Origin of the sequence: Rheinheimera pacifica, assembly GCF_024809855.1 — a bacterium.
Classification (GTDB): Bacteria; Pseudomonadota; Gammaproteobacteria; order Enterobacterales; family Alteromonadaceae; genus Alishewanella; species Alishewanella pacifica_A.
Genome location: NZ_JANUEM010000003.1, coordinates 136,827 through 151,193, shown reverse-complemented (window position 1 = coordinate 151,193; position 14,367 = coordinate 136,827). Strand labels below are relative to the sequence as shown.

The 14,367-nt window shown below is 50.0% G+C and carries 14 protein-coding genes; 8 read left to right on the top strand and 6 right to left on the bottom strand.

What is annotated here, in order from left to right:
- Nucleotides 1–41: 41 nt before the first annotated feature.
- The 8 genes from M2404_RS06000 (at nt 42) to suhB (ending at nt 8,298) form a co-directional block, all read left to right on the top strand.
- The gene (locus M2404_RS06000; RefSeq protein WP_259238823.1) at nt 42–2,948 is read left to right on the top strand and encodes a monovalent cation/H+ antiporter subunit A; all 2,907 of its coding nucleotides are present in this window, start codon (nt 42–44) and stop codon (nt 2,946–2,948) included.
- Nucleotides 2,948–3,298 carry a Na+/H+ antiporter subunit C gene (locus M2404_RS05995; RefSeq protein WP_259238822.1) on the top strand — a complete coding sequence of 117 codons (351 nt, stop codon included), beginning with the start codon at nt 2,948–2,950 and terminating at the stop codon, nt 3,296–3,298. Before M2404_RS06000 ends, M2404_RS05995 begins: the two co-directional genes overlap by 1 nt.
- Nucleotides 3,295–4,905: a monovalent cation/H+ antiporter subunit D gene (locus tag M2404_RS05990; protein ID WP_259238821.1), complete on the top strand. Its 1,611-nt coding sequence runs from the start codon at nt 3,295–3,297 to the stop codon at nt 4,903–4,905. The genes M2404_RS05995 and M2404_RS05990 overlap by 4 nt, the downstream gene beginning before the upstream one ends.
- Complete coding sequence (locus M2404_RS05985; RefSeq protein ID WP_259238820.1) at nt 4,902–5,402, top strand: Na+/H+ antiporter subunit E; 501 nt, start codon at nt 4,902–4,904, stop codon at nt 5,400–5,402. The genes M2404_RS05990 and M2404_RS05985 overlap by 4 nt, the downstream gene beginning before the upstream one ends.
- On the top strand, nt 5,399–5,677 hold the full coding sequence (locus tag M2404_RS05980) for a K+/H+ antiporter subunit F (RefSeq protein WP_259238819.1): 279 nt from the start codon (nt 5,399–5,401) through the stop codon (nt 5,675–5,677). Before M2404_RS05985 ends, M2404_RS05980 begins: the two co-directional genes overlap by 4 nt.
- Nucleotides 5,674–6,108: a monovalent cation/H(+) antiporter subunit G gene (gene mnhG / locus M2404_RS05975; protein ID WP_259238817.1), complete on the top strand. Its 435-nt coding sequence runs from the start codon at nt 5,674–5,676 to the stop codon at nt 6,106–6,108. The genes M2404_RS05980 and mnhG overlap by 4 nt, the downstream gene beginning before the upstream one ends.
- Complete coding sequence (locus M2404_RS05970; RefSeq protein ID WP_259238816.1) at nt 6,089–7,360, top strand: mechanosensitive ion channel family protein; 1,272 nt, start codon at nt 6,089–6,091, stop codon at nt 7,358–7,360. The genes mnhG and M2404_RS05970 overlap by 20 nt, the downstream gene beginning before the upstream one ends.
- Nucleotides 7,361–7,494: 134 nt before the next feature.
- Nucleotides 7,495–8,298 (top strand): inositol-1-monophosphatase, encoded by an 804-nt coding sequence (gene suhB / locus M2404_RS05965; RefSeq protein WP_259238815.1) that lies wholly within the window; start codon nt 7,495–7,497, stop codon nt 8,296–8,298.
- Between the two features lie 125 nt (nt 8,299–8,423).
- On the opposite strand, the gene M2404_RS05960 is transcribed toward suhB, so the two are convergent.
- The 6 genes from M2404_RS05960 to tgt all read right to left on the bottom strand — a co-directional run bounded on the left by M2404_RS05960 (nt 8,424) and on the right by tgt (nt 14,122).
- Nucleotides 8,424–9,290, bottom strand: coding sequence for a TraB/GumN family protein (locus tag M2404_RS05960; RefSeq protein WP_259238814.1), 867 nt, complete (start codon nt 9,288–9,290; stop codon nt 8,424–8,426).
- Between the two features lie 3 nt (nt 9,291–9,293).
- The gene (locus M2404_RS05955; RefSeq protein WP_259238813.1) at nt 9,294–9,677 is read right to left on the bottom strand and encodes a rhodanese-like domain-containing protein; all 384 of its coding nucleotides are present in this window, start codon (nt 9,675–9,677) and stop codon (nt 9,294–9,296) included.
- A gap of 111 nt (nt 9,678–9,788) precedes the next feature.
- Nucleotides 9,789–10,736 carry a protein translocase subunit SecF gene (gene secF / locus M2404_RS05950; protein ID WP_259238811.1) on the bottom strand — a complete coding sequence of 316 codons (948 nt, stop codon included), beginning with the start codon at nt 10,734–10,736 and terminating at the stop codon, nt 9,789–9,791.
- A 10-nt stretch (nt 10,737–10,746) separates the two neighbouring features.
- A complete protein-coding gene (gene secD, locus M2404_RS05945) occupies nt 10,747–12,600 on the bottom strand; it encodes a protein translocase subunit SecD (protein WP_259238810.1) in 1,854 nt (617 codons plus the stop codon).
- Nucleotides 12,601–12,621: 21 nt separating this feature from the next.
- Complete coding sequence (gene yajC / locus M2404_RS05940; protein WP_068228223.1) at nt 12,622–12,960, bottom strand: preprotein translocase subunit YajC; 339 nt, start codon at nt 12,958–12,960, stop codon at nt 12,622–12,624.
- A 19-nt stretch (nt 12,961–12,979) separates the two neighbouring features.
- Nucleotides 12,980–14,122 (bottom strand): tRNA guanosine(34) transglycosylase Tgt, encoded by a 1,143-nt coding sequence (gene tgt, locus M2404_RS05935; protein WP_259238808.1) that lies wholly within the window; start codon nt 14,120–14,122, stop codon nt 12,980–12,982.
- Nucleotides 14,123–14,367: the final 245 nt, after the last annotated feature.

Genomic DNA, 14,367 nt, shown 5'->3' with positions numbered 1-14,367 from the left:
ATACACCACTTAACCCGGTGTATTATTTAATTCGGAGAATTATGACGTTACTTCTGCTGCTTCTGTTACCTTTTTTGGGTTGTGTTATTGCGGCATGTATGCCGGCCTATGCGCGAAATCGTGAAGCCTGGTTTGCCGCATTTATTGCATTGTGCGGTCTGCTATTAACATTAAGCCTGTACCCTGAAGTCAGTAGCGGTATCGTTATAAAACATGAACTGGCCTGGTTGCCCATGTTCAATCTTAACCTGGTATTGCGCATGGATGGCCTTGCCTGGCTATTCTCGGTGCTTATTCAGGGTATTTGTCTTTTGGTGGTGCTGTATGCCCGCTACTATATGTCGCCCAAAGATCCTGTGCCGCGCTTTTTCGCCTTTTTACTGGCCTTTATGGGCGCGATGCAAGGTGTGGTGATTTCCGGCAATTTGATCCAACTGGTGATGTTTTGGGAGCTCACCAGCCTGACATCTTTTTTACTGATTGGTTACTGGCACCACCGGGCCGACGCCCGCCGCGGCGCAAGGATGGCTTTTACCGTTACCTCAATAGGCGGCCTGTGTTTACTGGCCGGTGTATTATTGCTGGGCTATATAGCCGGCAGCTATGACTTGGATGCCGTGCTGGCATCTGCCGATGTTATTCGCGCTCATCAGGCTTATGCACCGGCGCTGCTGCTGATTGCACTGGGTGCACTTACCAAAAGTGCACAGTTCCCGTTTCATTTCTGGTTGCCGCATGCCATGGCGGCGCCAACACCGGTATCAGCTTATCTGCACTCGGCAACAATGGTAAAAGCCGGTATTTTCCTGCTGATGCGCTTATGGCCGGTACTGGCCGGTACACCGGAATGGACCTGGATCATCGGCACTGCCGGTGTCTGTACTATGCTGATTGGCGCCTATCTGGCTATTTTCCAGCACGATTTAAAAGGCCTGCTGGCTTACTCTACTATCAGCCATCTGGGCCTGATTACCTGCTTGCTGGGTATAGGCACACCACTGGCAATGGTAGCTGCTATTTTTCACACGCTTAACCATGCCATTTTTAAAGCATCGCTGTTTATGGCGGTAGGGATTATCGACCACGAATCCGGTACACGGGACATGCGTAAATTATCGGGGTTATCGCGCTTGATGCCCTACACGGCAACCCTGGCTATCGTTGCCAGTGCAGCAATGGCAGGCGTCCCCTTACTAAACGGCTTTTTATCGAAAGAAATGTTTTTTGCCGAAGCGTTGCTGGTGGGTGCCAGCACCAACTGGTGGATGTCTGCGGCTGCAGTACTAATGGGTGTTTTTGGTGTCGCGTATTCTATGCGGTTTATCAGCGTATTTTTCGGTGCCAGAGCAACTGAGTTACCAAAACAGCCACACGAGCCACCACGCTGGATGCGTTTTCCGGTTGAGCTGCTGGTGTTGTGTTGTCTGATCGTTGGCGTGGCGCCGCAGCTTAGCATTGGCGTACCGCTGCAAACAGCTGCAGCCTCAGTGTTGGGTGAACGTCTACCGGACTACAACCTGGCAATATGGCATGGCATTAATACGCCACTGATTATGAGTGTGCTGGCATTTGCTCTGGGCATACTGCTATTTAAAGTGCTGAAGTACCGCTTTAACTTGCTGCAAAGTATTCATATTCCAGTACTGTACCGGTTTAACGGTAAACAGGCTTATGAAAGCAGTATGCTGATACTGGCGTCATCAGCTGCCAGGCTGGAGCGGTTGTTTAGCACCCGGCGGTTACAACCGCAGCTGTTTTTACTGGTACTGGCCGGATTATTTGCATCGGCACTTATGTTGCAGGCAATGCCCGACTTTAAACATGCCTGGTCAGTTGATAATGTGAATTTGCCGTTTGCAATGCTGTGGCTGGTTGGCTGTACTTGCGCAGTATGCGCAGCCTGGCAGGCAAAATATCACCGGCTAGCAGCATTAATGCTGGTAGGCGGCACCGGTATTGTCACCAGCCTGACCTTTTTATGGTTATCAGCACCTGATTTAGCCCTGACACAATTAATGGTAGAAACGGTGACCACAGTGTTGTTGTTGCTGGGTCTGCGCTGGCTGCCATCGCGGATTTCAGCGCGCAAAATGAATCTGGTTGCCAGCAACCGCGACAAATTACGCCGCAGCCGCGATCTGGTTATAGCCATTATTGCCGGTAGTGTGATGTTTGTGATCAGCTACTTTGTGCTGCTGCACCCGGCCAATTTTACTATCAGCAACTTCTTTCTCGACAATGCTGTACCCGGTGGCGGTGGCACCAACGTGGTAAATGTATTGCTGGTTGATTTCCGTAACTTCGACACGCTGGGTGAAATCACCGTACTTAGCATCGTCGCACTAACGGTATATGCATTACTGCGGCGTTTCCGCCCAGCGCAGGAGAGCATCGGCATACCGGCACAGCAGGCCAACCAGGTTGACCCGGCCAGCCGGCAAACACCGGCAGAGCAAGCCAACAGCGGTTATTTGTTAATTCCCGGTATTTACCTGAGGCTGTTACTACCGGTAATTGGTATCAGTGCAGCTTACTTCTTTATGCGCGGCCATAATTTACCCGGCGGTGGCTTTATTGCCGGTTTGGTTTTCGCAGTGGGTATGATTATTCAGTATATGCTGGCCGGTACGGTGTGGATTGAATCGCGCCTTAAACTTAACCCACACCGCTGGATAGCTGTAGGGATCGGCCTGGCCTGCTTTACAGGTTTGGGCTCACTGCTGCTTGGTTATCCGTTTCTTACCACCCATACCGCGCATGTAACAGTGCCACTGCTGGGCGAAATACATTTGCCCAGTGCTTTTATTTTTGATCTGGGTGTTTTTGCCGTGGTTGTCGGCACCACCATGCTGATCCTGATAGCACTGGCGCACCAATCTGTGCGCAGCCACCGGGTACCGGGTGCCCAACAGGACAACAGCACAGCAGCCAGCAGGGAGATCCGTTAATGGAATTAACTATTGCTTTATCCATCGGTGTACTGTTTAGCTCTGGTATCTGGCTTATTCTGCGCCCGCGTAGTTTCCAGGTTATTACCGGCTTATTGCTACTGTCTTACGCGGTTAACCTGTTCATTTTTATTACCGGCCGTTTATCAGTAAATAAACCACCGCTCATTATACAAGGCGAAGCAGTAGACCCTGCACTATATGCCGATCCGTTACCACAGGCTCTGGTGCTTACTGCCATTGTTATTGGTTTTGCTACTACTGCACTTTATCTGGTGGTGTTGCTGGGCTCGCGCGGGCTTACCGGCACCGACCACGTTGACGGCAAAGAAAGAGATTCAGAAGAATGATGTATCTGAACCCGCATTTAATGATGTTACCTATACTACTGCCGCTGCTGGCCGGTGCAACGATGGTATTTATTAATGAACGCCATCACCGGCTGAAGTTTTTAATTAACCTGTCCAGCACCGCCGTTATGCTGTTCACTGCAATTCAATTGCTGATGCAAGCACAGAGCGGCTTATGGCCTGCCGATATGGCGGTGTATCTGGCTGCTAACTGGTCAGCTCCTTTTGGCATAGCATTGGTGGCTGACCGGCTTGCTGCGGTAATGCTTATACTCACCGCCACCCTTGGTGCAGCGACGCTGGTGTTTTCCTACAGCCGCTGGTCTAAAACCGGTGTGCACTTTCATACCTTGTTCCAGTTACTGTTAATGGGCATTAACGGCGCAATTTTAACGGCTGACTTATTTAACCTGTTTGTATTTTTTGAAGTGATGCTGGCCGCATCTTACGGCTTGCTGCTGCACGGTTATAACATCAGCCGTATTCGTGCAGGCATGCAATATATTGTGGTGAACCTGGTAGCTTCGTTGTTTTTCCTGATCGGTATTGCGCTGGTATATGCAGCTACCGGCACGCTTAACTTTGCCGATTTGGCATTAAAAATAGCCACACTGGACAACACAGACCGTTTTATTCTGCAAACCGGCGCAGCTATTCTGGCAGTGGCGTTTTTAACTAAAAGTGCCATGTGGCCGCTGAGCTTCTGGTTACCTGTTACCTATTCTGCTGCCTGTGCTCCGGTTGCCGCTATGCTGGTGTTGCTAACCAAAATAGGGGTGTACGTTATTTTACGGCTATGGTGGCTGCTGTTTTCAGATCACAGCGGCGCTTCTGCCGGTTTCGGCGGCAGCGTTTTACTCTGTGGCGGTTTGTTAACTCTGGCATTTGGTGCAGTCGGCTTGCTGGCCAGCCAGGAACCACGCCGTATCGCCAGCTTCAGTGCCATCATTTCGTCAGGCACTTTGTTGGCCCTTATTGGCTATGGTGACGCGGCACTGCTTAGCTCTGCGCTGTTTTATTTAATCAGTTCCACGCTGGCGGTAGCCGCTTTTATTATGCTGACTGAACTGACAGACCGTATTTACACCCCGGCGGCCAGTGTGCTGGCGCTAAGTATGGAAGCTTTTGCCGTAGAAGAAGATCCCCAGGAAACTGCCGGGGTTGTGGTGCCTGCAGCTATGGCGTTCCTTGGTTTAACGTTTGCCGCTTGTGCTCTGATTATGGCTGGTTTACCGCCGTTATCCGGCTTTGTTGCCAAATTCAGTATTTTGCATGGCTTATTAGACAGCAGCGCTGCACATGCTCCCCTGTGGGCACGCTGGCTTATACTAACGTTGCTGCTGGTGGCGGGCCTCAGTGCCATCATTGCACTGATGCGCTTTGGCGTACGCACCTTCTGGACACTATACAACAGTGTACCTCTGCGGTTGCATCCGACAGAAGCTCTGCCAATACTGGCAATACTGCTGCTGGGTGTCAGCATGGTATTTACCGCCGGCCCACTGTTTAGCCTGCTGGACCGTGTAAGTACCGACTTACAACAAACACCCGCCTACATCGAGCGGGTATTGCAACACCAGGTTATCAGCACAGAGGAGGTATTATGACACGCTGGCTGCCATCCCCGCTGTTATCGCTGGCGTTGCTGCTACTATGGTTAATGCTGAACCAGACACTGGAACCGGCCCACCTGTTACTGGGTGCCGCACTTGCCATAGCTGCACCATTGTTAACCGCACCGCTGAGGCCATTTAAAGCCCGGATACGCAGGCCGGGGGCCGTATTGCGGTTATTCTGCTGGTCTTTTCTGGAGATTATCCGCTCCTGCTTTAACGTAAGCCGGATTATTTTGTTCAGCAAAGCCGATAACCTCAATTCTCAGTTTATTAAAATCCCATTGAGCCTGCAGGATCCAACCGGCCTGGCGGTATTGTCCTGCCTGATCAACTGTACTCCCGGCACAGTTTGGGTAGAAATACTGCAGGATACCCATGAGCTGTCTTTGCATGTATTTGACCTGCATGACGAGAACTGGTGGATAGATACCATTAAGCATCGGTATGAAAGCCCGCTAATGACTATTTTTGAACAGGAGGTACCATGAAGCTGTTACTGGAAATATCGCTGTATTTTTCCCAGTTCTGTGTTGTGCTGGCCATGTTGCTTTGTATGTTACGGCTGTTAAAAGGCCCCACTGCACAGGACAGAGTACTGGCACTGGATACCATCTGGATGTGTGCAATGCTGTTTGCTCTGCTGCTGGGCATTAGTTTTGCCAGCCTGGTGTATTTTGAATGGGCAATGCTGATTGCTCTCACAGGCTTTGTGTCGTCTGTTGCACTGGCTAAATTTCTGATGCGCGGAGAAATTATCGAATGATGCAAATTCCTGCCGATATTCCGGCCTGGCTAGCCATAATTGTTGCTTTGCTGCTTATCTGTGGCAGCCTTATAACACTTGTCGGTACCTTGGGGCTGCTGCGTTTACCGCACTTTTATCAGCGCATTCATGGCCCGGCTATTACCATTACCTTTGGTGCAGGCTGTTTTTTGCTGGCCTCTATGTTGTACTTTACCGCTTTACAAGAACGGCCGGTTATTCACGAACTGCTTATTACTGCTTTTATCATGCTTACGGCTCCGGTGACTGCTATGTTGCTGATGCGAACCGCGGTATACCGTGATTTGCGCAACGGCAGACGTATTGCAGATATGGCAACTGATCCACAGCCTGTAACCGGGCTCTCAGCAACTGCCGGAGCAAAAAGTTCCGGCCTGATGGAGGAACCACGTGACAGAAACCCTGAATAACATCTCATTATGGTTTGAACAATATCCGCAATGGCAACTTGCAGCGTCACTCAGCGCTATCCTGTTATTATCCTGGTTGGGTAATTTTATTGTAAAACGGATTTTGGTTGCCGGCATTGTCCGGGTACTTAAAAGCACCAGCTTAAGCTCGCATCATCTGATCAAAGACTTCAGCTTTATTTCCAGGCTTGCCAATATAGTACCGGCACTTATCATCTCTACCGGCATAAAACTGGTACCCGGCCTCTCCGCCAGCCTGGTAACGGTGGTAGTCAATGTGTGTAACGCCTTTGTTATTCTTACTATTGCTTTGGCTATAGCCAATATACTCAATTTAGTTAATAGCGTTTACGAGCAACGGCCTGATGCCAAAACCAAGCCCATAAAAGGCTATATACAGGTTATTACCATTGCAATTTATGCCATCACATTAATCCTGATTATTGCCGCCCTGTTTGACCGTTCGCCACTGATCCTGCTATCTGGTCTGGGAGCCATGGCTGCGGTGCTGATGTTAATATTTCAGGACACTATTTTGTCATTAGTTGCCAGTGTGCAGATATCGTCTAATGACGTGCTGCGTGTAGGAGATTGGGTAGAAATGCCACAGTTAAATGCCGATGGTGATGTTATTGATATTGCCCTGCACACGGTGAAAATTCAGAACTGGGACAAAACCATTACCACTATTCCCACCCGCCGCTTTATGACAGATCCATTTAAAAACTGGCGCGGTATGCAGGAATCTGGCGGTAGGCGTATTAAACGCAGCATAATGCTGGATCAGCAAAGCGTACATTTTCTGGATCAGGAGCAAATCAGCCGGCTGGGACGGTTTCGTTTATTGCAGGATTACTTACCCGCCAAGCAGCAGGAAATTGACGACTGGAACCAGCAACTGGCAGAACAGGGCAAAGAGCCAGTTAACACCCGCCGCATTACCAACCTGGGCTCATTTAGGGCCTACGTTTTACATTATCTGAAAAACCACGCCGGCATTCATCAGCACATGACAACCATGGTGCGGCAACTGGCGCCGGGGTCCGATGGCCTGCCGCTGGAATTATATTGTTTTACCAATACCACCGCATGGCTCGACTACGAAGGTATTCAGTCAGATATCTTTGATCATCTGTTGTCAATTCTGCCGGAATTTGGTTTACGGGTATATCAACACCCCAGCGGTATGGATGTGCGCTCGCTGGTAAGAACCCTTACCCCGACAGAAAGCTCAGGCAAGGGTACGCAGTAACACCAGGCATAGCACAAAGTAACAAGTTAACCGCAGCCGCGGTTTTACCTTTACTTTTTTCTGCTAGCCGTTACAATGTGCGCCGCTCTTTTGACCGAAATTTACACAGCTCTTTTCAAAATAAGGTAATTGCTATGCATCCGATGTTAAACATCGCGGTTCGCGCTGCCCGTAGCGCGGGTAACGTGATCGCCCGTGCCTGTGGCCAGCTTGATATGGTTCAGAAAGTACAAAAAGGCACTAATGACTTTGTTACCAATGTCGACAGAGAAGCCGAACAAGCTATTGTTCAGGTGTTACAAAAATCGTTCCCGACTCACGGTATTGTCGGTGAAGAGCATGGTGATTACGGCAATAACGACAGCGAGTTTCAATGGATTATCGACCCGCTGGACGGCACCACCAACTTTGTTAAAGGCATTCCGCACTTTGCGGTGTCTATCGCATTAAAACATCAGGGTAAATTAGACCAGGCAGTGATCTTTGATCCACTGCGCGGTGAGTTATTCACTGCATCGCGTGGCCGTGGTGCTCAGTTAAACGGCACCCGTATTCGTGTGGCTAACCTGGCCGATATGCAGGGCACTATTTTAGCAACAGGCTTTCCGTTTAAAAACAAAACCCACTTACCGGCTCACAGCGCTATGCTGACGTCGTTGCTGGCAGACGCTGCCGATATCCGCCGCACCGGCTCCGCCGCGCTGGATTTAGCCTACGTTGCCGCTGGCCGTTTTGATGGTTTTTTTGAAATTGGCTTAAAGCCGTGGGATATCGCCGCAGGTGAGTTAATTGTACGCGAAGCCGGTGGTTTGGTATGTGATTTCGTCGGTGGCAATAACCAGCTACGCAGTGGCAACGTAGTAGCCGCCAGCCCGAAAGTCTTGGCAGCTATGTTAAAAGGTATTCGCCCACACCTGACAGAAACGCTGTCACGCTAGACAACGCTGCATAGTCTGCAACGCCCGCTGTGCTCGCCACAGCAACTCGCAAGCCATCCCTGGCTTGCTCAGACACTCTGTGGCTGCGCATCGGGGTTCCAGACTTAAGCCACAGAAGCTACAAGCTACAGCTGCGTAATGCTGTAGCCCTTCTCACGCAGTAACTGCAGCACATTGGCCTCACCTGCCAGATGCAAGGCTCCCACTAATACCAGCTCTACCTCCGGCGTGGCCAGCATTTGCTCCAACTGCGGCAGCCAGTTTTTATTGCGCTGCACTAACAATGCATCATAAAACAACTTACCTTCCGGCGTATCGGTAAACGCCATTGCCAGCTCTGCCATAGTGTCGGTGTCGCCACTGCGCCAGGCCGCGATAATTTTCGTTAGTTCAACCTCCAGCTCAGACAACTGCTGCAGGTTTTGCGTAACAAACGCATCTTCATTTTCGGCCGAGATATTCAGCAACATTGCCAGTTGCTGCTCCACCGTTTCCAGAAACAGCATCGGTTTATTGTCGGCTACCGCCTGCTTAAGAAAATGCATATCCACGCCCTCACCTGCCATACCGGCCTTTTGCAGGGCAACCTGCATTAATGTCAGTAACACAAAGTCGGGTTTAAATTGGTTCAGCGGCGCTAAATCAACGCCCTGGGTTTTTGCATACTGCCGTAACTGCTGATAGGTGTCAGCAGATAACACCTGCGACAAACTGCGGCCATCGCTGTACATAGCATGCTGCATCAGCAATTGCATACCTTTTGCGGTTTCAAGTTCGCGTACGTCGGTTTCAAATACCAGTGTATCAGCCTGGCTGTAAGCCTGGCTAAACTCCTGCGGCAACGGAAATTGCTCTGGCGGTAGCAAGTGTACCGTACCGGCAATATACAAACGCTGCTCACCCTTTGTTACCTGCCATACCGACGTTTCAGCTTGCACTGCCGGAAGACTTAGCAGCAGAACTGCTGATAATAACGTTAATAGTTTTTTCATCTGTTAACCCTTACTGGCTGTTGGTACTTCAAGCGGTAACTTACGCTCGCACCAGTCACGAAAACCACCGGCCAAACTAAATACATTCTGGTAACCCATTTGCTGTAGTGTTTGTGCAGACAACGCTGAGCGAAAACCACCACCGCAGTACAACACCAGTTTTTGCTTTTTGTCTGGCACCGTTTTCTCAATATCGCGCTCAATAATACCTTTACCCAAATGCATTGCTTCCGGCAAATGGCCTTGAGCCCATTCGTGGTCTTCGCGGATATCCAGCAGCACATAAGGTTGGTTATGTTCAAGCAACTCGGTAATGGTAATTTCTTTGATCTGGGCTTTGGCCTGCTCTACCAGCGCCAGAAAAGCCGGCGCATGTTGTTTACTCATTGTACGCTTATCCTTAATTTGGCGGCGCTAAAAATAAAAATGCCGGTCAGTGACCGGCATTTTTAGCATGTTTAACGCCTTAATTACAATAAAGCCGCTACAGCAAAGTGGCTACATTATGGCGTCGGTATTCTCGCCTTCTTTTTCTACCGGTGGTGGTGGCAGCATATCTTCACGGCTGATGCCGAGAATTTCTGCAATGGCACTGGCCACATAGATAGAAGAATAAGTACCGATAGCAATACCAAACAGTAAGGCCGTGGCAAAACCATGTATCAGCGCGCCGCCCATATAAAACAACACTACCAGTACCATCATGGTGGTAGCAGAGGTAATTACTGTACGGTTTAGCGTAGAGGTAATGGCATCATTAATAGTTTCGTCTACGCTGGTAGCACGTAATTTACGGAAACTTTCGCGGATACGGTCAAACACTACAATGGTATCGTTAATGGAGTAACCTATCAGCGCCAGTATTGCAGCCAGCACTGTTAAATCAAACTCCAGTTGCAGTAACGAAAACAGGCCCATGGTTAAAATTACGTCATGCGCCAGTGATGCCACTGCACCCACCGACAAACGCCATTCAAAACGCATAGTGACATAAAGCAAAATACCAATCAGCGCTATCAGCATCGCCAGGCCGCCGTCTTCTTTCAGCTCTTGCCCCACACTTGGCCCGACAAACTCAACCCGGCGCATAGTAACCGGTTCAGATTGCTGTGTGTTAAGTGCACTGATTACACTGTCACCCACTGCTGCCTGCTCAACATCTGTACGCAACGGAATACGGATCAGCACATCACGGCTGGTACCGAATAACTGTACCACCGCATCACCATAACCAGCGTCGGTCAGAGTTTGCCTTACTGCGGTTAAATCAGCCGGAGTGGCAAAGCCTACTTCAATAACAGTACCACCGGTAAAATCCAGCCCCCAGTTAATACCTTTGATGGCAATAGAAGCAAAAGAGCCTAGCACAAGCAGTGTAGATAACCCTACCGCAGCCCATTTTAACCGCATAAAGTTTAACGGCTGGCTAAAATTAAAAATTCTCATGCCGTACTCCTTATATCGGTAATGACTGCACGCGGCGGCCACCCCAGAATAAATTCACCAATAAGCGAGTACCTACTACCGCCGTAAAAATCGACGTCAGAATACCTATCGCGAGCGTTACCGCAAAGCCTTTCACCGGCCCGGTACCTATACCGAACAGGATCAGTGCCACTAGCAAAGTAGTAATGTTAGAGTCGGCAATGGTTGAAAAAGCGCGGTCATAGCCGTGGTGAATAGCCTGCTGCACTGAGCGGCCTTCCTGCAGCTCCTCACGGATACGCTCAAATATCAGCACGTTGGCATCGACCGCCATACCTACTGTAAGCACTATACCGGCCATACCAGGCAACGTTAGCGTAGCGCCCGGGATCATCGACATAATACCGACAATCAGCACCAGGTTGGCTACCAGTGCACAGTTGGCTACCAGGCCAAAAGCTTTATAGTAGATCACCATAAAGATTAGTACGCATACCATACCCCACTGAATAGCCGTTACGCCCAGTTCAATGTTTTCTTTACCTAAGCTCGGGCCTATAGTGCGCTCTTCAATGATCTGAATTGGCGCAATTAAAGCACCGGCACGCAACAAGGTAGACAGGTTTTGCGCTTCGCCCGGTGAAGAAATACCGGTAATACGGAAATCACGGCCTAAACGGGCCTGGATAGTGGCGTCGTTAATCACTTCCTGCTGTTTAATCAGTACCGGGTTACCGTCAGCACCAATTTCGGTACCAGGCTTGTACTCAATAAACACGGACGCCATGCGCCGGCCAATAGCATCGCGCGTAGCGGCAGATAACATATTGCCGCCTTTGGCATCCAGCTTAATGCTGACCTGCGGCCGGCTGTATTCGTCAAACGCAGAACTCGCTCCGGTAATATGTTCACCGGTAAGCATAATGCGTTTTTCCAGTAACAACGGGCGGCCGTCACGGGTGTAATACAGCTCTGAATTAGGCGGTACCCGGCCTTCCAGCGCGGCAGATAAATCGCCTTGCTCATCCACCAGACGAAATTCCAGTGATGCGGTAGCGCCCAGAATTTCTTTCGCCTGTGCGGTGTCTTGTACACCTGGCAACTGCACCACTATGCGATCAGCACCCTGGCGCTGTACTAACGGCTCGGCTACACCAATTTCGTTTACCCGGTTACGGATAATAGTGATGTTTTGCTCCAGAGCATATTCGCGGATTTCCCGTAAACGGATCTCACTGATGCTAACCAGTAAGCTCAGATTGTCACTGCTGCGGGTAAATACCAGCTCGCGATCACGCTTTTTCAGCGCGGCCTCTGCAGCGGCAACATCCTCTTCACTGCGAAAACTTACCTGTACCTGACCACGGGCAACATCGGCCTGCACATTACGGTAACGGATTTTGTCCTCACGTAAATCGGCGCGGAAGGTTTGCACCATATCATTGAGGTTTTTATCCAGCGCGGCTTTCATGTCTACTGCCATCAGAAAGTGCACACCACCACGCAGGTCCAGGCCCAAATTCATGGGCGTAGCGCCTATAGCACTTAGCCAATCGGGTGTAGCCGGTGCCAGATTAAGTGCTGTAACAAAGTTAGCACCCAGTTGCTGGCTTGCAATTTCGCGGGCCTGCAGCTGATCTTCAGTACTGTGAAAACGGGCCAGTACCTGGCCTTCTTCCAACACCACAGATTTAGCGGCAATATTGGCAGCACGGAAGCTTTGCTCAAGTTGCAAGCGGGTTTCTTCTGCCACGGTGCCACCGCGGGTGGCGCTGATATTCAGCGCCGGATCTTCCGGATATAAATTTGGCAAAGCATATACCAGCGCCAGCAACAGCATGCCGATAACGACGATATAGCGCCAAAGTGGGTTTTGATTTAACACCTGTTTATCCTTTCTTCGGGCTTACAGTGATTTCAGTGTGCCTTTTGGCAATACCGCACTGATCGCTGCTTTTTGTACCGTTACTTCTGTGGTGTCGTTCAGCGCAATAACCACAAAATCTTTGTCTTCAGCAATTTTGCTGATGCGGCCAATCAGGCCGCCCTGGGTTAATACCTCATCGCCTTTACCTAAGGCTGCCATCAGGTTACGGTGTTCTTTTACACGTTTAGCCTGTGGACGGTAGATCAGGAAATAAAAAATCAGACCAAACGCCACCAGCATGATGATCAGATCCCAACCGCCGCCCTGAGCTGGCTGGCTGGCTACGTCGGCGTATGCATTGCTGATAAATAAACTCATAAGTGTCCCCTAATTGTGATTAATGTTGTTCTGTATTGGTATCAATTGCTTGCAGTGCCGGAACCGGCAAACCGCGCTTAGTGTAAAACTGTTCAACAAACTGTTCCAAGTTACCAGCGGCTATAGCTGCGCGCAATCCTTGCATCAGCTTTTGGTAATGATGCAGGTTGTGCATGGTATTAAGCCGGGCGCCCTGAATTTCATTGCAGCGATCCAGATGGTGTAAATAGGCCCGGGAATAATTTTTACAAGTGTAACAGTCGCATTCTGTATCCAGCGGGCCAATATCATCTTTGTATTTAGCGTTGCGGATTTTTACCACACCAGTGCTGACAAACAAATGGCCATTACGCGCATTGCGGGTTGGCATAACGCAGTCAAACATATCGATACCACGGCGCACTGCTTCAACGATGTCTTCCGGTTTGCCCACGCCCATTAAATAGCGCGGTTTGTGTGCCGGCATTTTATCGGTAGTGTGGTTTAAAATGCGGATCATATCGGCTTTGGGCTCACCTACCGACAAACCGCCGATAGCATAACCATCAAAACCAATATCTTCCAGGCCATTAAGCGATACATCGCGCAAATTCGGATACATGCCGCCCTGGATAATACCAAATAGTGCTGCGGGGTTATCGCCGTGCGCATCTTTGCTGCGTTTGGCCCAGCGCAATGACATTTCCATCGACTTTTTCGCTTCCTGCTCGGTGGCCGGATACGGTGTACATTCGTCGAAAATCATCACGATATCTGAGCCTAGATCGCGCTGAACTTCCATTGAACGTTCCGGCGTTAACATAATGCGCTCGCCATTTAATGGTGAGCGGAATTTAACGCCTTCTTCGGTAATTTTACGCAACTCCCCCAGGCTGAAGACCTGAAAACCACCGGAGTCGGTCAGAATAGGTTTATGCCAGTGCATAAAGTCGTGCAGATCACCGTGTTTTTTGATGATCTCAGTGCCGGGGCGCAGCATTAAGTGAAAGGTATTGCCAAGGCAGATATGTGCGCCGGTAGCGTCGAGCTCTTCCGGTGTCATGCCTTTTACTGTGCCGTAAGTACCTACCGGCATAAAGGCTGGTGTTTCTACTACGCCACGGTCAAAGATCAGCCGGCCACGGCGGGCCTTGCCATCTGTGGTATCTAATTCAAATTTCATTACTATCCTCATGCGCCGGAAAAACAGTCCGGCTTTTTTGCGCCGCCGATTATAGCAGCTAAATTCAGATAAACTAAGTGAGAACCTGCCAGACCGGTAGCAAGGTGTTCCTATGCAGCAGCGGCAGGGTGTTGTTGTGTAAAGGCACGTGCCGGGAAATTCTTATTTCGCCGCCTTCAACAGCACATCCCTGTGCTGTCTCAGCCTCCGCGGCATCCCTGCCGCTGCTGCATAAGAACACCCGG

Excerpts from the sequence above, each read along its gene's own strand:
- M2404_RS06000 (WP_259238823.1), top strand. The coding sequence starts at position 42 with ATGACGTTACTTCTGCTGCTTCTGTTACCTTTTTTGGGTTGTGTTATT.
- M2404_RS05995 (WP_259238822.1), top strand. The coding sequence starts at position 2,948 with ATGGAATTAACTATTGCTTTATCCATCGGTGTACTGTTTAGCTCTGGT.
- M2404_RS05990 (WP_259238821.1), top strand. The coding sequence starts at position 3,295 with ATGATGTATCTGAACCCGCATTTAATGATGTTACCTATACTACTGCCG.
- M2404_RS05985 (WP_259238820.1), top strand. The coding sequence starts at position 4,902 with ATGACACGCTGGCTGCCATCCCCGCTGTTATCGCTGGCGTTGCTGCTA.
- M2404_RS05980 (WP_259238819.1), top strand. The coding sequence starts at position 5,399 with ATGAAGCTGTTACTGGAAATATCGCTGTATTTTTCCCAGTTCTGTGTT.
- mnhG (WP_259238817.1), top strand. The coding sequence starts at position 5,674 with ATGATGCAAATTCCTGCCGATATTCCGGCCTGGCTAGCCATAATTGTT.
- suhB (WP_259238815.1), top strand. The coding sequence starts at position 7,495 with ATGCATCCGATGTTAAACATCGCGGTTCGCGCTGCCCGTAGCGCGGGT.
- M2404_RS05960 (WP_259238814.1), bottom strand. The coding sequence starts at position 9,290 with ATGAAAAAACTATTAACGTTATTATCAGCAGTTCTGCTGCTAAGTCTT.
- M2404_RS05955 (WP_259238813.1), bottom strand. The coding sequence starts at position 9,677 with ATGAGTAAACAACATGCGCCGGCTTTTCTGGCGCTGGTAGAGCAGGCC.
- secF (WP_259238811.1), bottom strand. The coding sequence starts at position 10,736 with ATGAGAATTTTTAATTTTAGCCAGCCGTTAAACTTTATGCGGTTAAAA.
- yajC (WP_068228223.1), bottom strand. The coding sequence starts at position 12,960 with ATGAGTTTATTTATCAGCAATGCATACGCCGACGTAGCCAGCCAGCCA.
- tgt (WP_259238808.1), bottom strand. The coding sequence starts at position 14,122 with ATGAAATTTGAATTAGATACCACAGATGGCAAGGCCCGCCGTGGCCGG.